The sequence below is a fragment of the Brevibacterium sp. genome, from assembly GCF_022712115.1.
Lineage (GTDB): Bacteria > Actinomycetota > Actinomycetes > Actinomycetales > Brevibacteriaceae > Brevibacterium > Brevibacterium salitolerans.
The window spans coordinates 1-19,961 of the sequence record NZ_JALAHB010000159.1 but is presented as its reverse complement, the minus strand read 5'-3'; the positions used below and the strand labels follow the sequence as shown (position 1 = coordinate 19,961).

The window sequence follows — 19,961 nt, the reverse complement described above, 5'->3', positions numbered from 1 at the left end:
CGGCGGGGCCGGACGGTGCTGCGGGCGCCGGGGGTGCGGCAGTGCCGTCCGCCGGCGGGCCAGCGGACGGCACCGGTGCGGCGGGTGCCGGAGGCGGAACGATGGGCCGAGGCGGCGGCCCGGCGGGCAACGGGGGTGCGGCTGCCGGCCGGACCGGCACCTCGGGCGTAGCAGGAACCTCGACCTGAGCGGACCCCCGTGCCCGGGTCTGCGGCTCGTCCTGGACCTGAGTCTCGGGCGGGGTGCGGAACTCCGTCACAGACGCGTCACTGCGACAGCAGCGAGCGGATCACAGAGGTGAAGAAGCCCTGGCCGTCGATGCCGGTGCGCATGCCGGAGGCGGAATCGGGGCCGAATCCGGCCTCGACCGCGTGCTCCGGGTGCGGCATGAGACCCACGACGTTGCCGCGTTCGTTCGTGATGCCGGCGATGTCGCGCAGTGAGCCGTTGGGGTTGCCTCCGGTGTACCGGGCCACGACGCGGCCGGTGGCCTCGAGCTCGTCCAGCACGGACTGCTGAGCCACGTACCCGCCCTCGCCGTTCTTCAGCGGGATGGTGATCTCCTCGCCGGCGGCGTAGGAGTTCGTCCACGCGGTGCTTGCGTTCTCCACGACGAGCTTCTGGTCGCGGCAGATGAAGTGCTGGTGGCTGTTGCGGATGAGCGCCCCGGGCAGCAGGTGGGACTCGCAGAGGATCTGGAAGCCATTGCAGATGCCGAGCACCGGCATGCCGCCGTTCGCGGCGTCCACGACCTTCTCCATGACGGGTGCGAACCTGGCGATCGCTCCGCAGCGCAGGTAGTCGCCGTAGGAGAAGCCGCCGGGGAGGATCACCGCGTCCACGTCGGACAGGGAGTCGTCGCCGTGCCACAGGCTCACGGCCCGGGCGCCGGAGAGCGTGACGGCGCGCTGCGCATCGCGTTCGTCGAGGGAGCCGGGGAACTGCACCACGCCCACCCGCAGCGTGTCCGCGCCGGTGAGGGGGGCCTCGGCGCCCAGGTCCGCGACGAGCGGAGTGGCCGTGGCGACAGCCGTGCGGGAGCTCACTGCGCGGCCTCCTCCGCGGTCGCCTCGCGGACCGCGACGACGTCCTCGATGACGGGGTTGGAGAGCAGCGTGCCGGCGGCCTCACGCGCGGCGGTCAGCGCCTCCTCGGTCACGGGGCCCTCCACGTCCAGGTGGAAGAGCTTGCCCTGGCGCACGTCCGCGAAGGCGTTGAGGCCCATGCGCTCCAGGCCGGATCGGATCGCCTTGCCCTGCGGGTCCAGGATCTCAGGCTTGGGCATGACTTCGACGACGATCCGTCCCATGCGCGCGTACTCCTTGAAAGTGGGAGGGTGGGGAATTCCGGACCAGTCTACCGGGCCCCACAGGCTGCTGATGTCTCACTCTGCGTCGTCGGGGCGGGCGAATTGCGACGTGATGTGAGACGTGGATGGAAATGCGGCGGCGCGGAGCGTGGCGCGAGGCGGGCGGCGCGCCAGCGCGGGCGGCTGCGAGGTGCCCGCAGAATGGACCGAGGTGTGAACTGGAGCACCCGGACAGTACTCTGCCTGCAGGTTTTCACGCCTCGGCACACCGGGTCGTGAGCAGACCTCGCCGCCGCAGGGGCGCGAGGCCGAAAGGGGAGTGCCGTGAGCCAGATCGCCGTGATCGCGATACCGCTGATCCTGCTCTTCGCCGTCATCCTCCTCAGGCGGATACCGTGGATCGGCGGGAGCGTGGAGGCTGCGCTGCTGCTCGCGGGCCTGTCTCTCGCGCTGCTCTCCGGCGTGGCGCCGGTCGACTACCTCACGGGCACGGTGGACGGCATCGACCGCATGGCCTGGGTGATCGCGCTGAGCCTGTTCGGGTCGATCTATGCGGAGACCCAGGTGCGGATGGGCACCATCGACGCGACCATGGGGCTGCTGCGCAGAGTGTTCGGCGATTCGCCGCGCGGCCTCATCACCGCCACCTTCATCACGCTCGTGATTGGCGGCTCGCTGCTGGGCGACGCGATCGCCACGGCGACCGTGATCGGCTTCCTCGTCATCCACTCGCTCGCGGCCATGGGGGTGCGGCCCGTCCAGATCGGCATGATCATCCTCGTGGGGGCCTCGCTGGGATCGATCATGCCGCCGGTGAGCCAGGCGATCCTCCTCTCGGCCTCACTCGTGGGCACCGATCCCAGCCCGGTCATCCGCATCGCCTTCCTCACGGTGGGCGCGGCCGTCGTGTTCGCGATCCTCGAGTCGTTCCGCTTCGTGCGGAAGCGGAAGGGTACCGCCGAGGCCGGTGCGGGCGCCTCGGGCGACGACGCCGGCAGGCGGGGAAGGGATGCCGAGGCGGGAGGCGCCTCGGGTGCGGGCTCTGCGGCTCTTCCCGCTGGCGGTGCCGGTTCTGCGGGCGCTCCGGGCGCGGGGGCCGGTGCCGGAGCGGTGCTGGCACCGGTGCCCAGCGCACGGAGCCTGTTGCGGACGCACAGCCACACCTTCGTCCCCATGCTGGTGCTCCTGGCGATCGTCCTGCTCAACACGGGCTGGGGGATCAACGTCTACACGGTGGTGCCGGGGCTCTCGCACCTCACCGCGGCGCTCGAGTCCGTGCCGATCCTGAACGGTTTCGCCAACCCCGTCGTCATGGCCATCGGCACCGCCGCACTCCTCTCCTTCCTCTACCCCGTGGTGCACAGGGCGCCGGGGGCCGTGCTGGCGGAGGGGACCCGCAAGGTCCTCAAGACGATCCGTCTGCAGCTGTGCGCGGGATTCCTGGTGGGCATGGTCTACGCCTCCGGTCTCGTGGACTCCGTGGCGGACCTGGCGCAGAGCATGCACGGCGGCTCCGTCGTGACGGTGGGCGTGGCGGCGATCCTGGTGCTGGGCATGCTCACCGGCTCGCAGACCGCGGCGCAGACCGTGACGGTCCCGTTCCTCTCGCCGCTGCTCGAGCAGCTGGGTGTGGAACCGTTCAACATCGCGCTGAGCATGAGCCATCTGGCCGCGGCCGCGCAGAATCTGCCTCCCGTGGGGCTCACCGCGTTCGTGGTGGTGGGCCTGGTGGGCGGCAGCCTCAACACCAAGGTGGATCCGGTCAAGGTCATGGTGCTGGCGCTGCCCAACTCCCTCTTCCTCATCGCCGTGGGCATCGTCGCCCTGCTGGTGTGAGGCTGCAGGCTCGCGAAGGAATGCCCATGTCTCACTCTGCATCGCCAGGGAGGGTGAATATCGATGTGGATTGAGACATGGGCGGCAGGTGGGTACGCGGACTGCGTGGTGCGAAGCGGTGCGCGCCTCGGCGTCCTGGTGCTGGACACGAGCTTCGAGAGGGTGCCCGGGGACATCGGCAGCCCGGAGACGTTCCGGCGTGCGGAGTGGGCTGGGAGTGCGGAGAAGGGCGGCCGCGCGCCCGTCCTCTTCCGCACGGTTCCGGGCGCAACTGTGGCGCGGGTGATCGGCCGACAGGACGGTGGCCTCGTGGACCTGTTCGCCGCACACGCAGCGGCGCTCGCAGCCGAGGGCGCCACAGCGATCACCACGAGCTGCGGATTCATGGCGCGGCACCAGACGGAACTGGCCGCGCGCATCCCCGTGCCGTTCGCCTCGTCCGCACTGTGCCTGCTGGGTGCGCTGCAGGAGCGGTACGGCGTGGTGGGGGTCATCACCGCCGACAGCACCCGGCTCACCGCTGAGCACTTCACGGCGTGCGGGGCCGTGCCGCCGGACGTAGGCTCGCCGCACGCGGGGCCGCCGCGCGGAGGCCCGGCGGGCAGCGTGGTGGCCGGCATGCAGGGGAAGCCTGCGTTCCGTGCGGCGATCCTCGACCAGACCGCGCCCCTGGACCCCGAGCGCATCCGCGCAGAGGTGCTGGAGGTGGGAGCCGAGCTGATCCGCGCCCACCCCGAGGTCCGGGCGCTGCTCCTCGAGTGCACCAACCTCCCGCCGTATGCGCCGGCACTCGCCGAGGCCTCGGGCCTGCCCGTGTTCGACGCACTCACCCTGTGCCACGCGCTCATGTCTCACTCTGCGTCGTTGGAGGGGGCGAACATCGACGTGGAGTGAGACGCGGGTGCGTGTGGGTCCGGGGCCGGCGCGGTCCGTGCCGCGGGTGAGCTCAGGGCGGCGTGACGCTGCGGGTAGAAGGGTAGACTCGAGAGGTGTAAGGGTAGAAAGGCGGAGTCGGCGACGGGAAGGCGGCGTCCATGAGCCTCAACATCAAGAACCCGCGGGTGCACGCACTGGCGCGTGAAGCAGCGGAGAAGACCGGGAAGACGCAGACGAGCGTGATCGAAGAAGCGTTGGAGAAGTACCTCGCGGACTTCGAGCGTGCAGAGGCGGACCGGAAGGACGCAGAGGAGGCCGAACGCGCGGAGCGGTGGAAGAGGGTCGAGGAGACGCTTGCGGAGATGCGAAGAATCATCAGGGAGAGCGGGGTGCCGCTGAGCACGGACGATCTCTACGACGAGTACGGGCTTCCGGCATGATCGTCGACACCTCGGCGATGGTGGCGATCCTCGACGATGAACCTGACGCTGCAGTGTTCGAACAGAGGCTTTTTGCGGCTGACGCCGATGGTGAGAGTGCCGTGATGTCGGCCGCCACCTATGTGGAGCTCGGCATCGTGCTGGAGAGGCGCCGTGCGTCGGCACTCATCCGCATGGCGGAGCGCCTGCTCCGGGACTGGCGGATCCAGATCATCCCCGTCACGGCTGACCAGGCCCGGATAGCCCGGCAGGCGTACCGGGACTACGGCAAGGACATGGGGCACCCGGCGCAGCTGAACTACGGGGACTGCTTCTCCTATGCGCTCGCCGTCGAACGCGGAGAGCCCCTGCTGTTCAAGGGGGAGGACTTCTCCCGGACGGATGTGCGCGCGGCGGTCTGAGAGCTCGCCTATGCGCGCGGAACGCACCGGTGCGCGCGGCAGTTCCCGCGCCGTTCGGGAACAGCCGCGCGCTCATGTCTCACTCTGCGTCGTTGGAGGGGGCGAACATCGACGTGGAGTGAGACATGGGCGGACCGGAGATCAGCCGGGGAACGGCGTCCCGGTGATCCTTTCGAAGGCCTCGAGGTAGCGCGCACGCGTACGCTCCACGACCTCGGCGGGCAGTTCCGGCGGCGGCACGCTGCCGGACTTGTCCCAGCCGGACTCCGGGGAGGTGAGCCAGTCGCGCACGAACTGCTTGTCGAAGCTCTCCGCCGCCTCGCCGGGGACGAACGTCGCCGCGTCCCAGAAGCGCGAGGAATCCGGGGTGAGCACCTCGTCCGCGAGCACGATCCGCCCGTCCGCGTCCCGCCCGAACTCGAACTTGGTGTCCGCCAGCACGATCCCGCGCTCGCCGGCCAGCTCCCGCGCCCGTTCATAGATCCGCAGGGTGAGGTCCCGCAGCGCTGTGGCATCTGCCTCGCCCAGGAGCTCCACGGTGCGGGCGAAGTCGATGTTCTCGTCGTGGTCGCCCACCGCGGCCTTGGTGGCCGGGGTGAAGATCGCAGGCTCCAGGCGGCTTCCCTCGCCCAGCCCGTCCGGCAGCGCATTGCCGCAGACGGCGCCGGTGCGGCGGTAGTCGGCTAGGCCGGAGCCGGTGAGGTAGCCGCGCGCCACGCACTCCACCTCGAACATGTCCAGCCGCCTGCAGATGAGGCCGCGTCCGGCGACCTCCTCCGGCACGTCCACGCTCACCACGTGGTTGCCCACCAGGTCGCGCAGCTGGTCGAACCACCACACGGACAGGCCGGTGAGCACCCTGCCCTTGTCCGGGATCTCGCTGCTGAGCACCCAGTCGTAGGCGCTGATCCGGTCCGAGGCGACCATGAGCACCTCGGCCGCGCTCGCCAGGTCGGACTCGCCCTCGCGGATGTAGAGGTCGCGCACCTTGCCGGAGTAGGCATGCTTCCAGCCGGGCACGGCAGGGGCGTTCGCCGCCGCCGAGGCCACTGCGGCAGCCGCGGTCGTCGCACCTGAGGCAGTGGGGGCGCTCGTTCCGGAGGCGCCGGAAGGCTCCGAGGCCGCAGAAGCGGGGCGCGCCTCGGCAGCGGAACCTGCGCTCGCCTCGGGCACCGTGATCTCCCCGCGCTCTGCCTTCAGCGCGATGTCCGTGCGGTACTGGACGCCCTCCCAGCTGATGCGGGAGGCGGCCTCGTACGCCCGCTTCCGGGCGGCTGCGAGGTCCTCGCCCAGGGCCACGACGGAGAGCACCCGGCCGCCGTCGGTGAGGAACTCGCCCTCGGGGGAGAGCGCGGTGCCCGCGTGGAGGACGTCCACGCCCTCGAGCGCGAGTGCGTCCTCGAGACCGGAGATGGGATCGCCCTTCCGCGGAGCCTCGGGGTAGTTCTCCGCGGCCAGCACCACCGTCACGGCGGAGCGGGGGTCCCAGTCGAGCGGCAGGTGCTGGGCGAGAGTGCCCTGCGCGGCGGCGAGCAGGAGGCCGGCGAGCGGTGTGCGCAGGCGCGCGAGGACGGACTGCGTCTCCGGATCGCCGAACCGCACGTTGAACTCGATGACGCGCAGCCCGCGGGAGGTGAGCGCCAGGCCGCAGTAGAGCAGGCCCACGAAGGGGCTGCCGCGGCGGGCGAGCTCGTCGACCACCGGCTGGGCGACGCGGGAGACGATCTCGTCGACCATTCCCTCCGGCGCCCAGGGCAGCGGGGAGTAGGCGCCCATGCCGCCGGTGTTGGGGCCGGAGTCGCCGTCGCCGATCCGCTTGAAGTCCTGGGCGGGGGAGAGGGGCACCGCGGTGGTGCCGTCACAGACGACGAAGAGGGAGACCTCGGGCCCGTCGAGGTACTCCTCGATGACCACGCGGTCCGAGGCGGACAGGCAGGACTCCGCGTGCGCCTGGGCCGCGGCGATGTCGTCCGTGACCACGACGCCCTTGCCGGCCGCCAGACCGTCCGCCTTGACGACGTGGGGTGCGCCGAACCGTTCGAGTGCGGCGCGGCCTCGGCGGGGGTGGTGGCGGCGACGGCTGCGGCGGTGGGCACGCCTGCGGCCTCCATGACCTCCTTGGCGTAGGCCTTGGAGCCCTCGAGCACCGCGGCCTCCTGGCCGGGGCCGAACACCGGGAACGAGGCCTCCCGCAGCGCATCCGCCACGCCGGCGACCAGCGGGGCCTCCGGCCCGATCACCACGAGGCTCACGTCGAGCTGGCGGGCCAGCGCCACGCATGCGCCCGGATCCGTCTGGTCGAGGGGACGGGTCTCGCAGAGCAGGTCGATGCCGGGGTTGCCGGGGGCGGCGATGACGGCATCGACCGCCTCGTCGCGGGAGAGGGCGGAGACAAGGGCGTGTTCGCGGGCGCCAGGGCCGATGACGAGTACCTTCACGATCCCCAGGGTACTGGTTGCACGGGCGGCGGGGCGTGCGTGTTCAGGCCGCTCCCTGCATGATCCGCAAGTCATCTGCGCGCGATCCGCAGGTTGATCCGCAGGTTGCCTGCACATGATCCCGTAGGTTACGTCTGCGTACCGGCCGTGCAGGGCGGCCGCTACGCAGACGTAACCTGCGGGGCGGGCGCAGGGACCCGCGCGGGAGCGGGGAGCCGCGCGGGCGCAGGGAGCCGCGCGGGCGCAGGGAGCCGCGCGGGAGCCCGCGAGACCACGAATCCTCTCGGAAACCTCGCGTTCACGAAGGTGTGGGGCTCGCTGGGAAGGCAGGCTCCCTCCGCTTCGCTAGACTCGGGAGGTCCACACTCTCCGTCGAAAGAACGCTGTGTCTGAGAATCTCTCGCAGGTCGCGGCCGACCACGGCCTCGAACGCGTGGGCGCCCGTCCACCTCTGGGTGCCTATCTGGTCCAGGTGATCAGGCGTCTCGACTTCACACTGTCCCTCGCGCGGTTCCGCATCAAGAGCGAGAACGAGCGCAACCGACTGGGGATGCTGTGGGTGCTGCTGCGTCCCACGTTCTCCGCGCTCATCTACGGCACGGTGTTCGGCCTCGTCCTCTCCGGCATCCGCCCGCACAACTTCGTGCCGTTCGTGGTGGTGGGCGTCTTCCTCCTCGAGTTCTTCAACACCTCGATGAACGGCGGGGCGAAGTCCATCATCAGCAACACGGCGCTGGTGCAGTCGCTGCCGTTCCCACGCATGGTGCTGCCGGTGGCGAAGGTGCTGGAGAACCTCCTCAACTTCATCCCCCCGCTCATCATGATGCTGGGCATCGCGCTGCTGTGGGGATCCACACCCAGCTGGAGCTGGCTGCTGCTCATCCCGCTGATGCTGCTGTTCTGGATGTTCAACCAGGGCGTGGCGCTCGTCTTCGCGCGGCTCACGGTGCACATGCGGGACCTGTCCCAACTCACGCCATTCATCTCGAGGATGATCTTCTACACCGCCGGCGTCTTCTACGACCCGGCCCGGATCCTCGCCGACTACCCGCGGCTCACCCCGATCTTCGACTGGCACCCCCTCTACGAGATCCTCGCCATCACGCGCGGCCTCATCCTCGACGGCTACGAGGTGCCCGTGGACTACTGGTGGAAGTTCGCGATCTGGTCCGTCGGCATCCTCGTCGTGGGAATCGTGTTCTTCTGGAAGGCTGAGGAGCGGTATGGCCGAGAGAACTGAGGACGCCGCAGCGGGGGCCGAGCCGGCAGCAGCCGCCTCGCAGGAGCCCGTGGTCGTGTGCGACGACGTGCACGTGGAGTACAGCGTGCTCGCCACCGGCAAGCGCGTGGACAAGGGCAGCGCCGCGGGCTTCATGCAGCGCCGCCGCTCCATGAAGAAGGTGCACGCGCTCAAGGGCGTGAGCTTCATCGCGCACGAGAACGAGTCGATCGGCGTGATCGGGACCAACGGCTCCGGGAAGTCGACGCTCATGCGCACCATCACCGGCCTCACCCCGGCCTCCAGCGGTGCCGTCTACGCCCGTTCCCGCCCCAATCTGCTGGGGATCGGCGCCGCGCTCATCCCCGATCTCTCCGGCAGCCAGAACATCATGCTGGGCGGCCTCGCGATGGGCATGAGCCGCCGGGAGATCGAGGACAAGTACGACGAGATCGTGGAGTTCACCGGCCTCGGCGAGTTCATCGACATGCCCATGCGCACGTACTCCTCCGGCATGTCCGCCCGCCTGAAGTTCGGCATCGCCACTGCCCGCGATCACGACATCCTCATCGTGGACGAGGCGCTGAGCGTGGGCGACAAGGCGTTCCGGAAGAAGAGCGAGGCGCGCATCCGCGGCATCCGCGAGCGCGCGGGCACGGTGTTCCTCGTCTCGCACTCGATGCGCTCCATCCGGGACACGTGCAACCGCACCATCTGGATCGAGAAGGGCGAGCTGCGCGCGGACGGGGAGACGAAGGACGTCGTCGCAGAGTACGAGAAGTTCAAGTGAGCCGCGACTCCCAGCGGCTGCGGCCCGAGGCCCTGCCCGAGCTCCCGGCCTCCCCCGGCGTCTCCTACATCATGCCGGTGCTCAACGAGGCGGCACATGTGGCCTCGGCGATCACCGGCATCCTCGCCCAGGAGTACGCGGGTGCGCAGGAGATCGTGCTCGCGCTGGGCCCGTCCACGGACGGCACCACGGAGATCGTGCGGCAGCTCGCGCTCGAGGACCCGCGCATCGTGGCGGTGGACAACCCTGCCGGAGACACCCCGGTGGGCCTCAACCTCGCCATCGCGGAGACCTCGTACCCGATCATCGCCCGCGTGGACGCGCACTCGGAGCTCTCCCCGGACTACACCGCCCGCGCCGTGGAGGCGCTGCGCGAGAGCGGGGCGGCGAATCTGGGCGGACTCATGCAGGCCCGAGGCCGCAGCGCCTTCCAGCGGGCCGTGGCCCGGGCCTACATGTCGCCGGTGGGCCTCGGCGGTCCCGCCTACCACTCCGGCGACGAGGCGCAGGAGGCCGAATCCGCCTACCTGGGCGTCTTCCGCCGGGAGGTGTTCTCCGTCCTGGACGGCTTCGACGAATCGCTGCGCCGCGGGCAGGACTGGGAGCTCAACCTCCGCATCCGCGAGGCGGGAGGATCCATCCGGTTCGATCCCGCGCTCACCGTCACGTACTGGCCGCGCGACTCCTGGTCGAAGCTCGCTCAGCAGTTCTACGCGACGGGTGTGTGGCGGGCGGAGATCGTGCGCAGACACGCGGCCAAGAACTCGCTGCGCTACTTCGCCCCGCCCGTGCTGGTGCTCGGCATGGGCGCGGCCGTCGTGGAGACGGTCCTCCAGCTCACCGGCACCACCCGGCGGTGGCCGCGCTGGCTGCGCCGCTTCACCGCAGCGGTGCACATCCCCAGCACGGCCTACGTGGCCGGCATCGTGGCGACGGCCTGGAGGGCGAAGGACGCCGGACTGCGTGAGCGGGTCTGGTTCGCCGCGGTGCTTCCCACCATGCACCTCACCTGGGGAGCAGGATTCCTGCGCGGGCTGGTAACGGGTGCCGCGTCGAACCGGGACCGCAGCAGATGAGGTGTGCACCGAGCCGCGCGGGCCGGTGCGCGGCAGACAGCAGAGGAACGTCGGGGGACATCCCCGGAGTCAGGAACAGGTGACGGTGGCGAAGGCGAAGAAGGACCGCGAGGACGCGCGGGGTCCGCGGATGGACGACCTGTCCGACCTCACCCCGCAGAACCTCTCCCGTGCCGCACGGCGCAGGCAGGCGCAGGCGCGGGCACGGGCCACCCCCGTGAGCCCTGAGGAGCAGGCGAAGTGGGAGGCGAAGACGGCCGCCGCCGAGGCCCGCAAGGGGGAGCGCACCAACGCCCCGTTCATCGTGCTCGGGGTGGTCGCGGTGCTCGTCATCGCCCTGTTCGCGTGGAATGCCCTCAAGCCCAAGGAGCAGCTGACGGTCGGCGCGCTGCACGCGCCGGCCGTGGCCGCGCTGGACGGCGGCGGTGCTGCCTACCCGCCCGATTCCGCCGAGGCCGTGGGGGAGAGCGTGAAGTTCGGCTACCTCCCGGCGGTGGAGCTCCAGGAGCTGGCCGACGGCACCGTGGTGCTGGGCGCTGAGCCGGAGGCCGCAGACGGCGGTGAGGCGGCCGGCGCGGGTGAGGCGGCCTCGGCCCCGGGGTTCTCCCAGCCGTACGCGCAGCTGAGCCCGGAGGAGTTCGCCGAGGGTTCGATCCCCGCCCCGCGTGAGGACGGCCGCGCGGGCACGCCGGTGACCTGGGAGGACGCCTACGCGGACTTCGCCGAGGCCACCGTCTTCATGCCGGCCGTGGACACCCGGGCTGAGCTGGACGCCGTGCTGGACGCGGCGGCCGCGCGTGAGCGGCTGGACGCTCTCATCGTGCGCACGGAGGACGCCGGCCTCGCGCGCGCGGCTGCGGATGCCGGGGCGCCGGCGCTCTTCACCGGCGACCTCTCCGCCACGACGGCGGAGCAGCTGGAGACTGCGGGATTCAGCATGGCGGCGGTGCCTGCGGATCGTGAGGACCTCACCGCCTGGATCGAATCCGGGCTGCAGGTCTGGGCCACCGGCGTGAGTTCCGCGGAGCAGCTGGGAGAGCTGGCGGAGCAGGGCGTGCAGGGTGCGCTCACGGCGAACCCGTTCGAGCTCCAGCCGCCGGAGGGCGGCGAGGACTGAGCGCACCCGTGCGGCCGGGCGGCGCGCGTCCGCCCGGCGATACAGTGGTGCGCATGGCACAGAACCTGGGCACTCCCTCGCACATCGGCAATCTCGACCCCTCGCAGGTGGGCCCGCAGCCCACCTATCTGCCGGAGGACCACCCGGACGTGGAGGCCCTCGCGCGGCTGGAGGCGGGCGAGGAGCCCGTCGACATCGTCGCCTCGCTGCCGGCGTCCAGCCTGGCGTGGGCGGAGCTCGCGGACGAGGCCTTCTCCGAGGGACGCCTCGTGGACTCCTACGCCTATGCGCGGGTGGGCTACCACCGCGGCCTCGACGCCCTGCGCGGTGCGGGCTGGCGCGGTGCGGGCCCCATCCCGTGGGAGCACACCGTCAACCGCGGCTTCCTCCGGGCGCTGTACGCGCTCGGCCGTGCGGCGGCGGGGATCGGGGAGGCCGAGGAGGCGCAGCGTGTGACGAAGTTCCTCAACGACTCGGACCCTGCCGCCATGGACGCCATCGCCCGGGCACACGGATGACGGACGGGCAGACGATGGGAGCGCAGGCGTCAGGCACCTGGGCGGAGGCCTCGGGTGCCGGTGCGGAGAATTCGGGTGCCGGGATGGAAGCGAGCGGCGCTTCGTCCGGCGGCGCTTCCGCACAGGGGGTGAACGGCCCCCACACCTTCACGGCGGCACAGGCGGCGGAGCTCGCCGTCGTGGAGCGTTCCGGCTTCATCGAGTCGAGGCACCTGGGTGCGGCCGTGGTCCTCGATCCGTCCGGACGGGTCGCGACCAGCATGGGTGCCGTCGAGGAGCCCGTGTTCGTCCGCTCCTCGCTCAAGCCGCTCCAGGCGGTGGCGAGCCTGCGCATGGGCGCCCGCGTGGAGGGGGCCTCGGCGGCACTCGCCACCGCGTCCCACAAGTCCGAGCAGCGCCACATCGACACCGTCGCCGCCATGCTCGCCTCCGCGGGGCTGGACGAGCACGCGCTGCGCTGCCCGTCCGCGCCGCCCGCGCACGGAGCCACGCGTGTGGCCCGGCGGGAGGCCGGCCAGGAGTTCTCGCGGCTGCACTTCAACTGCTCCGGCAAGCACGCCGCGTTCCTCATGGCGGCGGTGGCCGGCGGGCACTCCACGGAGGACTATCTGGATCCGGCGCATCCGGTGCAGCAGGAGGTGGCGCGCGTCGTCGAGGAGTTCTCCGGCGCGCCCTCCGCGGCGGTGGGCACGGACGGCTGCGGCGCTCCCGTGCACGCGCTGCCTCTCACCGGGCTGGCGCGTGCTATAGGCCGGTTCGCGGTGGGTGACACCCCGGAGACGCGGACGCTCATGGACGGCGTCCTCGCGCACCCCTGGGGCATCCAGGGCGAGGGGCATCCCAACACCGTGGTGATCGAGCGCCTGGGGATCTTCGCCAAGGGCGGTGCGGAGGGTGTGCTGGTCCTCGCCACCCCGGACGGCTGGTCGCTCGCGCTCAAGTGCCTGGACGGGTCCGCCCGGCCGGCGGAGCTGGTGGGGCTCAACCTGCTGGCCGCAGTGGGGGCGGTGGACCGGCAGGCCGCCGCCGAGGCGCTGGCCCGGGTGCTCCCCGCCGTCACCGGCGGCAGCGGTCCGGACGGTGCTGCGGTGCCCGCCGGCGCTGTGCACCCCGGCGCGGGACTGCTCGCGGCGCTGGAGGGGCTGGGTGCGCAGCCGCTGGCCGTGGGGTGAGGCCTGCGCCCGCGCGGTCCTGCGGCCGTCGGCGTCGCCTGGGCGAGGCGGGTTGGCAGGTGCGGGCGGTGCCGGGAGTGGTTTCCGGTGCCGCGCGGGCGAGCCTGACCACTCGAGGTGAGCCGGCCTCGGGCGCATGTGTGTGAGGAACTCAATGGACGGAGAGGACGAGCCATGAGCAGGAAGCGGAGGATCGATCCGGCCGCGGGCGAGCAGGCCCTGCACCTGTGGTGCAGCACCCTGGACGCGGCCGGTGCGCCGGTGGACCGCAGGACGCTGGCGACGGCCGTGCGGTACTCGCTCGAGGAGCTGGCGGTGCGCTTCGAGGGAGGCAGCGTCGAGGTGCGGGTGCCGCCGTTCGGCGTGACGCAGGCGATCGACGGCCCCGCGCACACGCGCGGCACCCCGCCCAACACCGTCGAGACCTCGCCCGAGGTCTGGCTGCAGGTCGTCACGGGACGTCTGGACTACGGGGCGGCGGTCTCCGAGAACAGGATCGAGGCCTCGGGCATCCGCTCCGACCTCTCCGCGTTCCTGCCGCTCTTCACCCGGGAGGGGCACCCGCGGGGGTGAGCGGCTGAGGCTGAGCGGTGAGGCCGCTTCTCCGCGGCCATGCGGCGGCCATGCGGCGGGAGCCGCCTGCACGACGATGACGAGGGAGTCATGATGCGCACGCTGTACCATTCCGGGACCATCCGCACGATGGTCGACATCGACGACGCGCCGGAGTGCGTCGTCACGGAGGACGATCGGATCCTCTTCGTCGGGAATTGCGCGGAGGGGCGGGCGCTCCTGCGCGATGACGATGCGGCAGTCGACCTCGCCGGTCGCACACTGATGCCGTCGTTCATCGATTCGCACGGGCATTTCCTCATGTACGGCCAGTTCGCAGCCCTCGTGGACCTCAGTGAAGCGAACTGCATGGACGACATCGTCACGGCGCTGACGTCTCGCCTGAGCGGGCGTACAGACCCGGTGTCCGCGCCGCTGGTGGGTGTGAACTACGACCACAACTTCCTCCGTGAGCGGCGGCACCCCACGCGTGACGACCTGGACCGCGTGAGCACGGTGACGCCGGTCATCGTCATGCACGCCTCCGTGCACATGGGCGTGGGCAACAGCGTGCTCGTGGAGCGAGCGGGGCTGACTGCGGAGACCCCGGATCCGGCCGGCGGCAAGTTCGGCCGCCGGCCGGGCGGCACGGAGCCGGATGGCTATGCGGAGGAGATGAGCGCCATCCGCGCCTTCTCACGCGCGCTGTCCGGGGACGGGGCGGCTGCCCAGCTGATTCCGGGCGCGGGGGTGGGAGCGGCAGAGGCGATCGCGAACGCACAGAGGGAGTACCTGCGGCAGGGCATCACCACGGTGCAGGAAGGCGCCGCGGGTGCGCAGGCGGTGGAGGATCTCATCGCGGCCGGACGTGAGGGGAAGCTCGTCCTCGACGTCGTGGCCTATCCGGTGCTCAACCGCGGCGGCCCCGCGTGCGTCGCGGCGCACCCAGAGCATGCCTCCGGATACGGGGATCACGTGCGGATCGGCGGCTACAAGATGATCCTCGACGGTTCGCCTCAGGGCAGATCGGCGTGGCTGAGCCGTCCGTACGAGCCGGAGCGCGGGGCGGGGGCCGGACACGACGCGGAGACCAGTGCGGTTCACGCGAGCGATTCTCCTGCTCAGACGGGCCGAGCCGAGGAAGGCGGCCATGAACTGCCCGGCGGTGCATCGGACGGGGGCGGTGTGCCAGGGCCCGGCCTCGGCGCCCCACCGGAATGCACCTGCGGGTACCCCGCACTGCCCACCGAACAGGTGGAGACCTGGGTGCGGCTGGCCGCGGAGGAGGGACGGCAGCTGATCGCCCACTGCAACGGCGACGCCGCCGCGGAGCAGTTCCTCTCCAGCGTGGAGACCGTGAGCCGGGACCAGCCGCAGATCGCGGAGCAGCGACCCGTTATGATCCACGCGCAGATGGTGCGCGACGACCAGCTCGACCGCATGCCTGCGCTGGGGATGCTCGCGTCCTTCTTCTGCGGCCACGTCTACTACTGGGGCGACGTGCACATGCAGAATCTGGGCCCCGTGCGCGGTCGCTTCATCTCCCCTGCGCGTGCGGCGCTGGACAGGGGTGTGCGGATCACGCTCCATCAGGACGCGCCGGTGACGCCGCCGGACATGGCCCTGTCCCTCTGGGCGGCGGTCAACCGGAGCAGCCGGTCGGGGAGGCCCATCGGCCTCGACCAGCGGATCACCACGTGGGAGGCGCTGCAGGCGGTCACCAGCGGAGCCGCCTATCAGTACGGGGAGGAAGATGACAAGGGGCGCATCGCGCCGGGTATGCGGGCGGACCTCATCATCGTCTCCGAGGACCCGGTGGAGATGGATCCGAGCCGTCTGCGCGAGCTCCGGGTGGACGTGACGATCAAGGACGGCGCTGTCGTCCACTCGCGCTGAGGCCGCCTGGACAGAGTCCGCATGGCCTCCGGCCGCGCCCCGGCTCTGCCTCAGTGCGCATCCACCCGGTCCCAGATGGCAGGAGGGGCCTGCCTGCTCGCCTCGCCGTGGTGTTGAATGGCGCCATGACCGCGCACACAACGCAGACGACGTCGTTCATCGGCGGCCGGCACGTCCCCTCCCTGAGCACCTACGCCAACATCGACCCCGCCACCACGCGCTCACTGGGCGAGGTCTCCCGCGCCGGCGCGGACGAGGTGGACCGCGCCGTGGCCGCGGCCACCGCGGCACAGCGGGAGTGGCGCAGGTCCTCACCGGAGCAGCGGTCGACGCTCCTGGTCCGCACGGCGGCACTCATCCGCGGCGATCGCGAGCACCTCGCGCGCCTGGAGTCCGAGGACACCGGCAAGCCGCTCACGCAGGCCTACGCGGACGTGGACGTCTGCGCCCGCTACTTCGAGTTCTACGGCCACACCATCGAGTCCTACTACGGCCACCAGATCCCGCTGGGCGAGGACATGCACGTCTTCACCCGGCGTGAGCCCTACGGCGTGACCGGCCACATCGTCGCCTGGAACTACCCTCTGCAGCTGGTGGGCAGGGCTGCGGCCACCTCCCTGGCGACCGGGAACTGCGCGGTGGCGAAGCCTGCGGACGAGACCCCGCGCTCCACCGTCCGCCTTGCAGAGCTCATCGCGGAGGCCGGCTTCCCGGCCGGCGCCTTCAACGTGGTCACCGGCCTGGGCGCCGAGGCCGGTGACGCCCTCGCCAGCCACCCCGGCGTAGCGCACCTGGGCTTCGTGGGCTCGACGGCCACGGGTTCGCTCATCGCCCATGCCGCCGCGGACCGCGTCATCCCCACGGTGCTGGAGCTGGGCGGCAAGTCCGCCAACGTCGTCTTCGCGGATGCGGACATCGACGCGGCGCTGCCCAGCCTGGTCCGCTCCATCGTGCAGAACGCCGGGCAGACGTGCTCCGCGGGATCCCGCCTGCTCGTGCACGCAGACGTCCACGACGCGGTGGTGGAGAGGATGGCCGCGGCCATGCAGGCGATCACGGTGGGGCGGGGCCTCGACGACCCCGGCCTCGGCCCGCTCGTCTCCGCGAAGCAGCAGGAGCGCGTGCAGGGCTTCCTCGATGAGCTGAACGGCGGCCAGGTGGTGACCGGCGGCGTGCGTCCGGAGGGGCTCACCGCGGAGCTCGCCGACGGAGCCTTCATCGCTCCGACGATCGTCGATGCCGTCACCCCGGAGCAGCGGATCTTCCACGAGGAGGTGTTCGGCCCCGTCGTGGCCGTGTCCTCCTTCGACTCGGACGAGCAGGCGCTCGCACTCGCCAACGGCACGGACTACGGCCTGGTCTCCGCCGTGTGGACGCAGAGCCTGAGCCGGGCGCACCGCATGGCCGCCGGGATCGAGGCCGGTCAGGTGTTCGTCAACACCTATGGCGCGGGTGGGGGAGTGGAGCTGCCGTTCGGCGGGTTCAAGAAGTCCGGGTACGGCCGGGAGAAGTCGATCGAGGCCTTCGACGAGTACACGCAGACCAAGACGGTCGTCATGAAGCTCTGAAGCCTGGTGCCCGGGGAAGGCCCCTCTCTCGCGCCTTCCCCTCCCCGTTTCGCCTCCATTCCTCCCTCCCTTCCGTAGGTTGCGTCTGCGTACCGGCCGCCCATCACGGCCGGTACGCAGACGTAACTTGTGGTCCAGCGGGCTGCCGCACTCCTCCTGGGCTGAGAGGCCTCCACCGGGGCACCCACTAGACTGGATCGGCATTGCAGGCAGCCGGCGAAGCGGGAGCTCATGGACGACAACAGGGACCGGATGACGGACGAGCTCGAGGTCGAGGTCCGTCGCAGCCCCAAGTACTCGATGTTCATCATCATGGGTGTCCTGGTGGGGTTCATCGCGGCGGGGATCCTCTCCGTGCTGCCGGTGGACACCTCGGACCTCACCGCCGACTACTCCCAGGGCGCCGTGCTGGGCATCCTCATGATGCTGCTGGGCATCGTGGGGGCGGCACTCGGCGGCTTCGTGGCCCTGGTCATCGACCGGCGCAACCTCAAGAAGGCCCGCCGGTACACGGTGCAGGCGGAGTATGTGGCACGCCGCCGCACGGCAGCGCAGAAGGCGGAAGCGGAGCAGAAGGCCGAAGCGGAACGGAAGGCCGCAGCGGAACGGGCCGCCGCCGAGGACGCACAGGTCGCCGGAGCGCCATCCGCCGGGGCCGTGCAACCCACAGCGGCAGGGCCGGCAGCCGGAGCCGCGGACACCGCCGCCGAGGCCGCGCGGCAGGCAGGGACCACGTCCGCGGAGGCGACCGGCACCTCGGGCACCCCGCCGGAGGAGCTCCGCTCCTGAACGCGGACGCACACCCGCGGACCCGGCGACGGGGCCCGCCCATGGGCCCGGTGACGGGTCCTCCCGCCCGCATCTATGTGGGCGGGAGAGCCCATACGCGGTGTGTCGGAACTCGAAGCCCCGCTCACCGGCCGTGCCAGCCACGTATATGTGTGCGGGCGAGTCCGTACGCGGGGTGAGCCCATACGTGGATGAGCCCATATGCGGGCGCGGCCCCATGCGCGGCGCGAGCACTCCGTGCACCCGGAGGCGGCGGAAGCGGCCCGGACACGGTCTCACGCCCGGACGCGTCGGTAGGGGCGCGAGGGAGTGTGGAACAATGTCCCCGTGCCAGCAGTGAATCTGTCCCGAACGGACCGCAGCCCTCACTCCGACCCCTCCGACCGTGCTTCCGGTTCCCGGAAATCCCCGGAATCCCCTGAACTCCCCGACCTGCCTCCCGGCGAGGAGTGCGGCGTTTTCGGCGTCTGGGCGCCCGGCGAGGAGGTCGCGAAGCTCACGTACTTCGCCCTCTACGCACTGCAGCACCGCGGTCAGGAGTCCGCCGGCATCGCGGCCAGCAACGGCGAGCAGATCCTCGTCTACCGCGACATGGGGCTCGTCTCCCGCATCTTCCGCGAGTCGGACCTGCAGACGCTGCCCGGCCACATCGCCGTGGGCCACACCCGCTACGCCACGACCGGGGCCTCGGCCTGGGAGAACGCGCAGCCTACCCTGGGACCCACGCCCTTCGGCACCCTGGCACTCGCCCACAACGGCAACCTCACCAACGCGGAGACGCTGGAGACGCTCGCGGATTCGGCGCGGGACCACCACCGGCAGACCGTGGCCGAGGCGACGCAGAAGACCCATCGCACGCGCTCGCACCGCGACTCCTCCTCGGACACCTCGCTCATCACGGAGCTGTTCGGCTCCGCCGGCGGGCAGACGCTGCTGGAGTCCGCACAGGAGCTCCTGCCCACGCTGGAGGGCGCCTTCAGCCTCGTCTTCATGGACGAGGGCACGCTCTACGCCGCGCGCGATCGCCACGGCGTCCGCCCGCTGGCCCTGGGCCGGCTGGAGCGCGGCTGGGTGGTCGCCTCGGAGACTGCGGCCCTGGACATCGTGGGCGCGAGCTTCGTCCGCGAGGTGGAGCCCGGCGAGCTCATCGCCATCGACGAGGACGGCCTGCGCTCCTACCGCTTCGCGGAGCCCGACCGCGCCCACTGCGTCTTCGAGTACGTCTACGTGGCCCGCCCGGACAGCGTGCTGGCGGGCCGCACCGTCCACACCGCACGCGCGGACATGGGCCGGGCACTGGCTCGTGAGCATCCGGTCGACGCCGACCTCGTCATCGCCACGCCTGAGTCCGGAGTGCCTGCGGCGGTGGGCTACGCGGAGGAGTCCGGCATCCCGTTCGGCCAGGGCCTCATGAAGAACGCCTACGTGGGCCGCACCTTCATCCAGCCCACGCAGTCGCTGCGGCAGCTGGGCATCCGCCTCAAGCTCAACCCGGTGCGCGAGAACATCGAGGGCAAGCGGCTCGTCATCATCGACGACTCGATCGTCCGCGGCAACACCCAGCGGGCCGTCATCCGCATGCTGCGCGAGGCCGGCGCGGCGGAGGTGCACGTGCGCATCTCCTCGCCGCCGGTGAAGTGGCCGTGCTTCTACGGCATCGACTTCGCCACGCGCGCGGAGCTCATCGCCAACGGGCTCTCCGTCGACGAGGTCGCGAAGTCCCTGGGCGCGGACAGCCTGGGCTACATCTCGATCGACGGCATGGTCGAGGCCACGCGCCAGCCGGCGCACACGCTGTGCACGGCGTGCTTCTCCGGGGAGTATCCGATCCCCGTCGAGAACCCGGGATTCGAACTCACACGCAGGGGGTGCTGACCATGGCAGATCACGAGACCACATACGCCTCCGCCGGCGTGGACGTGGAGTCCGGGGACAAGGCGGTCGAGCTCATGAAGGCGGCCGTG

At 71.2% G+C, this 19,961-nt stretch carries 18 protein-coding genes and 2 pseudogenes; 16 read left to right on the top strand and 4 right to left on the bottom strand.

Annotation, left to right across the window (positions count from 1 at the left end):
• A partial coding sequence (locus Q0A33_RS09020; protein ID WP_291795269.1) for a hypothetical protein occupies positions 1 to 188 on the top strand: 188 nt, incomplete at its 5' end.
• 78 nt (positions 189 to 266) lie between these two features.
• Here the strand turns inward: Q0A33_RS09020 and purQ are convergent.
• Both purQ and purS read right to left on the bottom strand, forming a co-directional pair.
• A complete protein-coding gene (purQ, locus tag Q0A33_RS09015) occupies positions 267 to 962 on the bottom strand; it encodes a phosphoribosylformylglycinamidine synthase subunit PurQ (protein ID WP_291795275.1) in 696 nt (231 codons plus the stop codon).
• Between the two features lie 80 nt (positions 963 to 1,042).
• Positions 1,043 to 1,309 (bottom strand): phosphoribosylformylglycinamidine synthase subunit PurS, encoded by a 267-nt coding sequence (gene purS / locus Q0A33_RS09010; RefSeq protein ID WP_291795267.1) that lies wholly within the window; start codon positions 1,307 to 1,309, stop codon positions 1,043 to 1,045.
• A 324-nt stretch (positions 1,310 to 1,633) separates the two neighbouring features.
• Between purS and Q0A33_RS09005 the strand changes: the two genes are divergently transcribed.
• From Q0A33_RS09005 to Q0A33_RS08990, 4 genes are all read left to right on the top strand, one after another.
• Complete coding sequence (locus Q0A33_RS09005) at positions 1,634 to 3,145, top strand: TRAP transporter large permease subunit (RefSeq protein ID WP_291795264.1); 1,512 nt, start codon at positions 1,634 to 1,636, stop codon at positions 3,143 to 3,145.
• Between the two features lie 63 nt (positions 3,146 to 3,208).
• The gene (locus Q0A33_RS09000) at positions 3,209 to 4,039 is read left to right on the top strand and encodes a hypothetical protein (RefSeq protein WP_291795262.1); all 831 of its coding nucleotides are present in this window, start codon (positions 3,209 to 3,211) and stop codon (positions 4,037 to 4,039) included.
• 140 nt (positions 4,040 to 4,179) lie between these two features.
• Positions 4,180 to 4,461, top strand: a complete 282-nt coding sequence (locus tag Q0A33_RS08995; RefSeq protein ID WP_291795260.1) for a type II toxin-antitoxin system VapB family antitoxin — start codon at positions 4,180 to 4,182, stop codon at positions 4,459 to 4,461.
• Positions 4,458 to 4,862 (top strand): type II toxin-antitoxin system VapC family toxin, encoded by a 405-nt coding sequence (locus Q0A33_RS08990; RefSeq protein WP_291795259.1) that lies wholly within the window; start codon positions 4,458 to 4,460, stop codon positions 4,860 to 4,862. The genes Q0A33_RS08995 and Q0A33_RS08990 overlap by 4 nt, the downstream gene beginning before the upstream one ends.
• A 141-nt stretch (positions 4,863 to 5,003) precedes the next feature.
• Here Q0A33_RS08990 and Q0A33_RS08985 read toward each other — a convergent pair.
• Positions 5,004 to 5,831, bottom strand: a pseudogene (locus tag Q0A33_RS08985) (phosphoribosylaminoimidazolesuccinocarboxamide synthase); the annotation flags it as partial.
• Between the two features lie 201 nt (positions 5,832 to 6,032).
• A pseudogene (purD, locus tag Q0A33_RS08980) lies at positions 6,033 to 7,300 on the bottom strand (phosphoribosylamine--glycine ligase); the annotation flags it as partial.
• A 385-nt stretch (positions 7,301 to 7,685) separates the two neighbouring features.
• Between purD and Q0A33_RS08975 the strand changes: the two are divergent.
• From Q0A33_RS08975 to purF, 11 genes are all read left to right on the top strand, one after another.
• Entirely contained in the window at positions 7,686 to 8,540 is an 855-nt protein-coding gene (locus tag Q0A33_RS08975; protein WP_291795257.1) for an ABC transporter permease, read from the top strand.
• Positions 8,524 to 9,309, top strand: coding sequence for an ABC transporter ATP-binding protein (locus Q0A33_RS08970; protein WP_291795255.1), 786 nt, complete (start codon positions 8,524 to 8,526; stop codon positions 9,307 to 9,309). Before Q0A33_RS08975 ends, Q0A33_RS08970 begins: the two co-directional genes overlap by 17 nt.
• A complete protein-coding gene (locus Q0A33_RS08965; RefSeq protein ID WP_291795252.1) occupies positions 9,306 to 10,385 on the top strand; it encodes a glycosyltransferase family 2 protein in 1,080 nt (359 codons plus the stop codon). Before Q0A33_RS08970 ends, Q0A33_RS08965 begins: the two co-directional genes overlap by 4 nt.
• A gap of 79 nt (positions 10,386 to 10,464) precedes the next feature.
• A complete protein-coding gene (locus Q0A33_RS08960; RefSeq protein ID WP_291795251.1) occupies positions 10,465 to 11,502 on the top strand; it encodes a hypothetical protein in 1,038 nt (345 codons plus the stop codon).
• A gap of 53 nt (positions 11,503 to 11,555) precedes the next feature.
• Complete coding sequence (locus tag Q0A33_RS08955) at positions 11,556 to 12,020, top strand: DUF3151 domain-containing protein (RefSeq protein WP_291795249.1); 465 nt, start codon at positions 11,556 to 11,558, stop codon at positions 12,018 to 12,020.
• The gene (locus Q0A33_RS08950; protein WP_291795248.1) at positions 12,017 to 13,192 is read left to right on the top strand and encodes an asparaginase; all 1,176 of its coding nucleotides are present in this window, start codon (positions 12,017 to 12,019) and stop codon (positions 13,190 to 13,192) included. The genes Q0A33_RS08955 and Q0A33_RS08950 overlap by 4 nt, the downstream gene beginning before the upstream one ends.
• Before the next feature lie 174 nt (positions 13,193 to 13,366).
• Positions 13,367 to 13,765, top strand: coding sequence for a sterol carrier family protein (locus tag Q0A33_RS08945; protein WP_291795247.1), 399 nt, complete (start codon positions 13,367 to 13,369; stop codon positions 13,763 to 13,765).
• A 93-nt stretch (positions 13,766 to 13,858) separates the two neighbouring features.
• Complete coding sequence (locus Q0A33_RS08940; RefSeq protein ID WP_291795246.1) at positions 13,859 to 15,640, top strand: amidohydrolase; 1,782 nt, start codon at positions 13,859 to 13,861, stop codon at positions 15,638 to 15,640.
• 125 nt (positions 15,641 to 15,765) lie between these two features.
• The gene (locus Q0A33_RS08935; protein WP_291795244.1) at positions 15,766 to 17,208 is read left to right on the top strand and encodes an aldehyde dehydrogenase family protein; all 1,443 of its coding nucleotides are present in this window, start codon (positions 15,766 to 15,768) and stop codon (positions 17,206 to 17,208) included.
• A gap of 231 nt (positions 17,209 to 17,439) precedes the next feature.
• A complete protein-coding gene (locus tag Q0A33_RS08930) occupies positions 17,440 to 17,997 on the top strand; it encodes a hypothetical protein (protein WP_291795242.1) in 558 nt (185 codons plus the stop codon).
• A gap of 432 nt (positions 17,998 to 18,429) precedes the next feature.
• A complete protein-coding gene (gene purF, locus Q0A33_RS08925) occupies positions 18,430 to 19,872 on the top strand; it encodes an amidophosphoribosyltransferase (RefSeq protein ID WP_291795271.1) in 1,443 nt (480 codons plus the stop codon).
• The last annotated feature ends 89 nt before the right edge of the window (positions 19,873 to 19,961 follow it).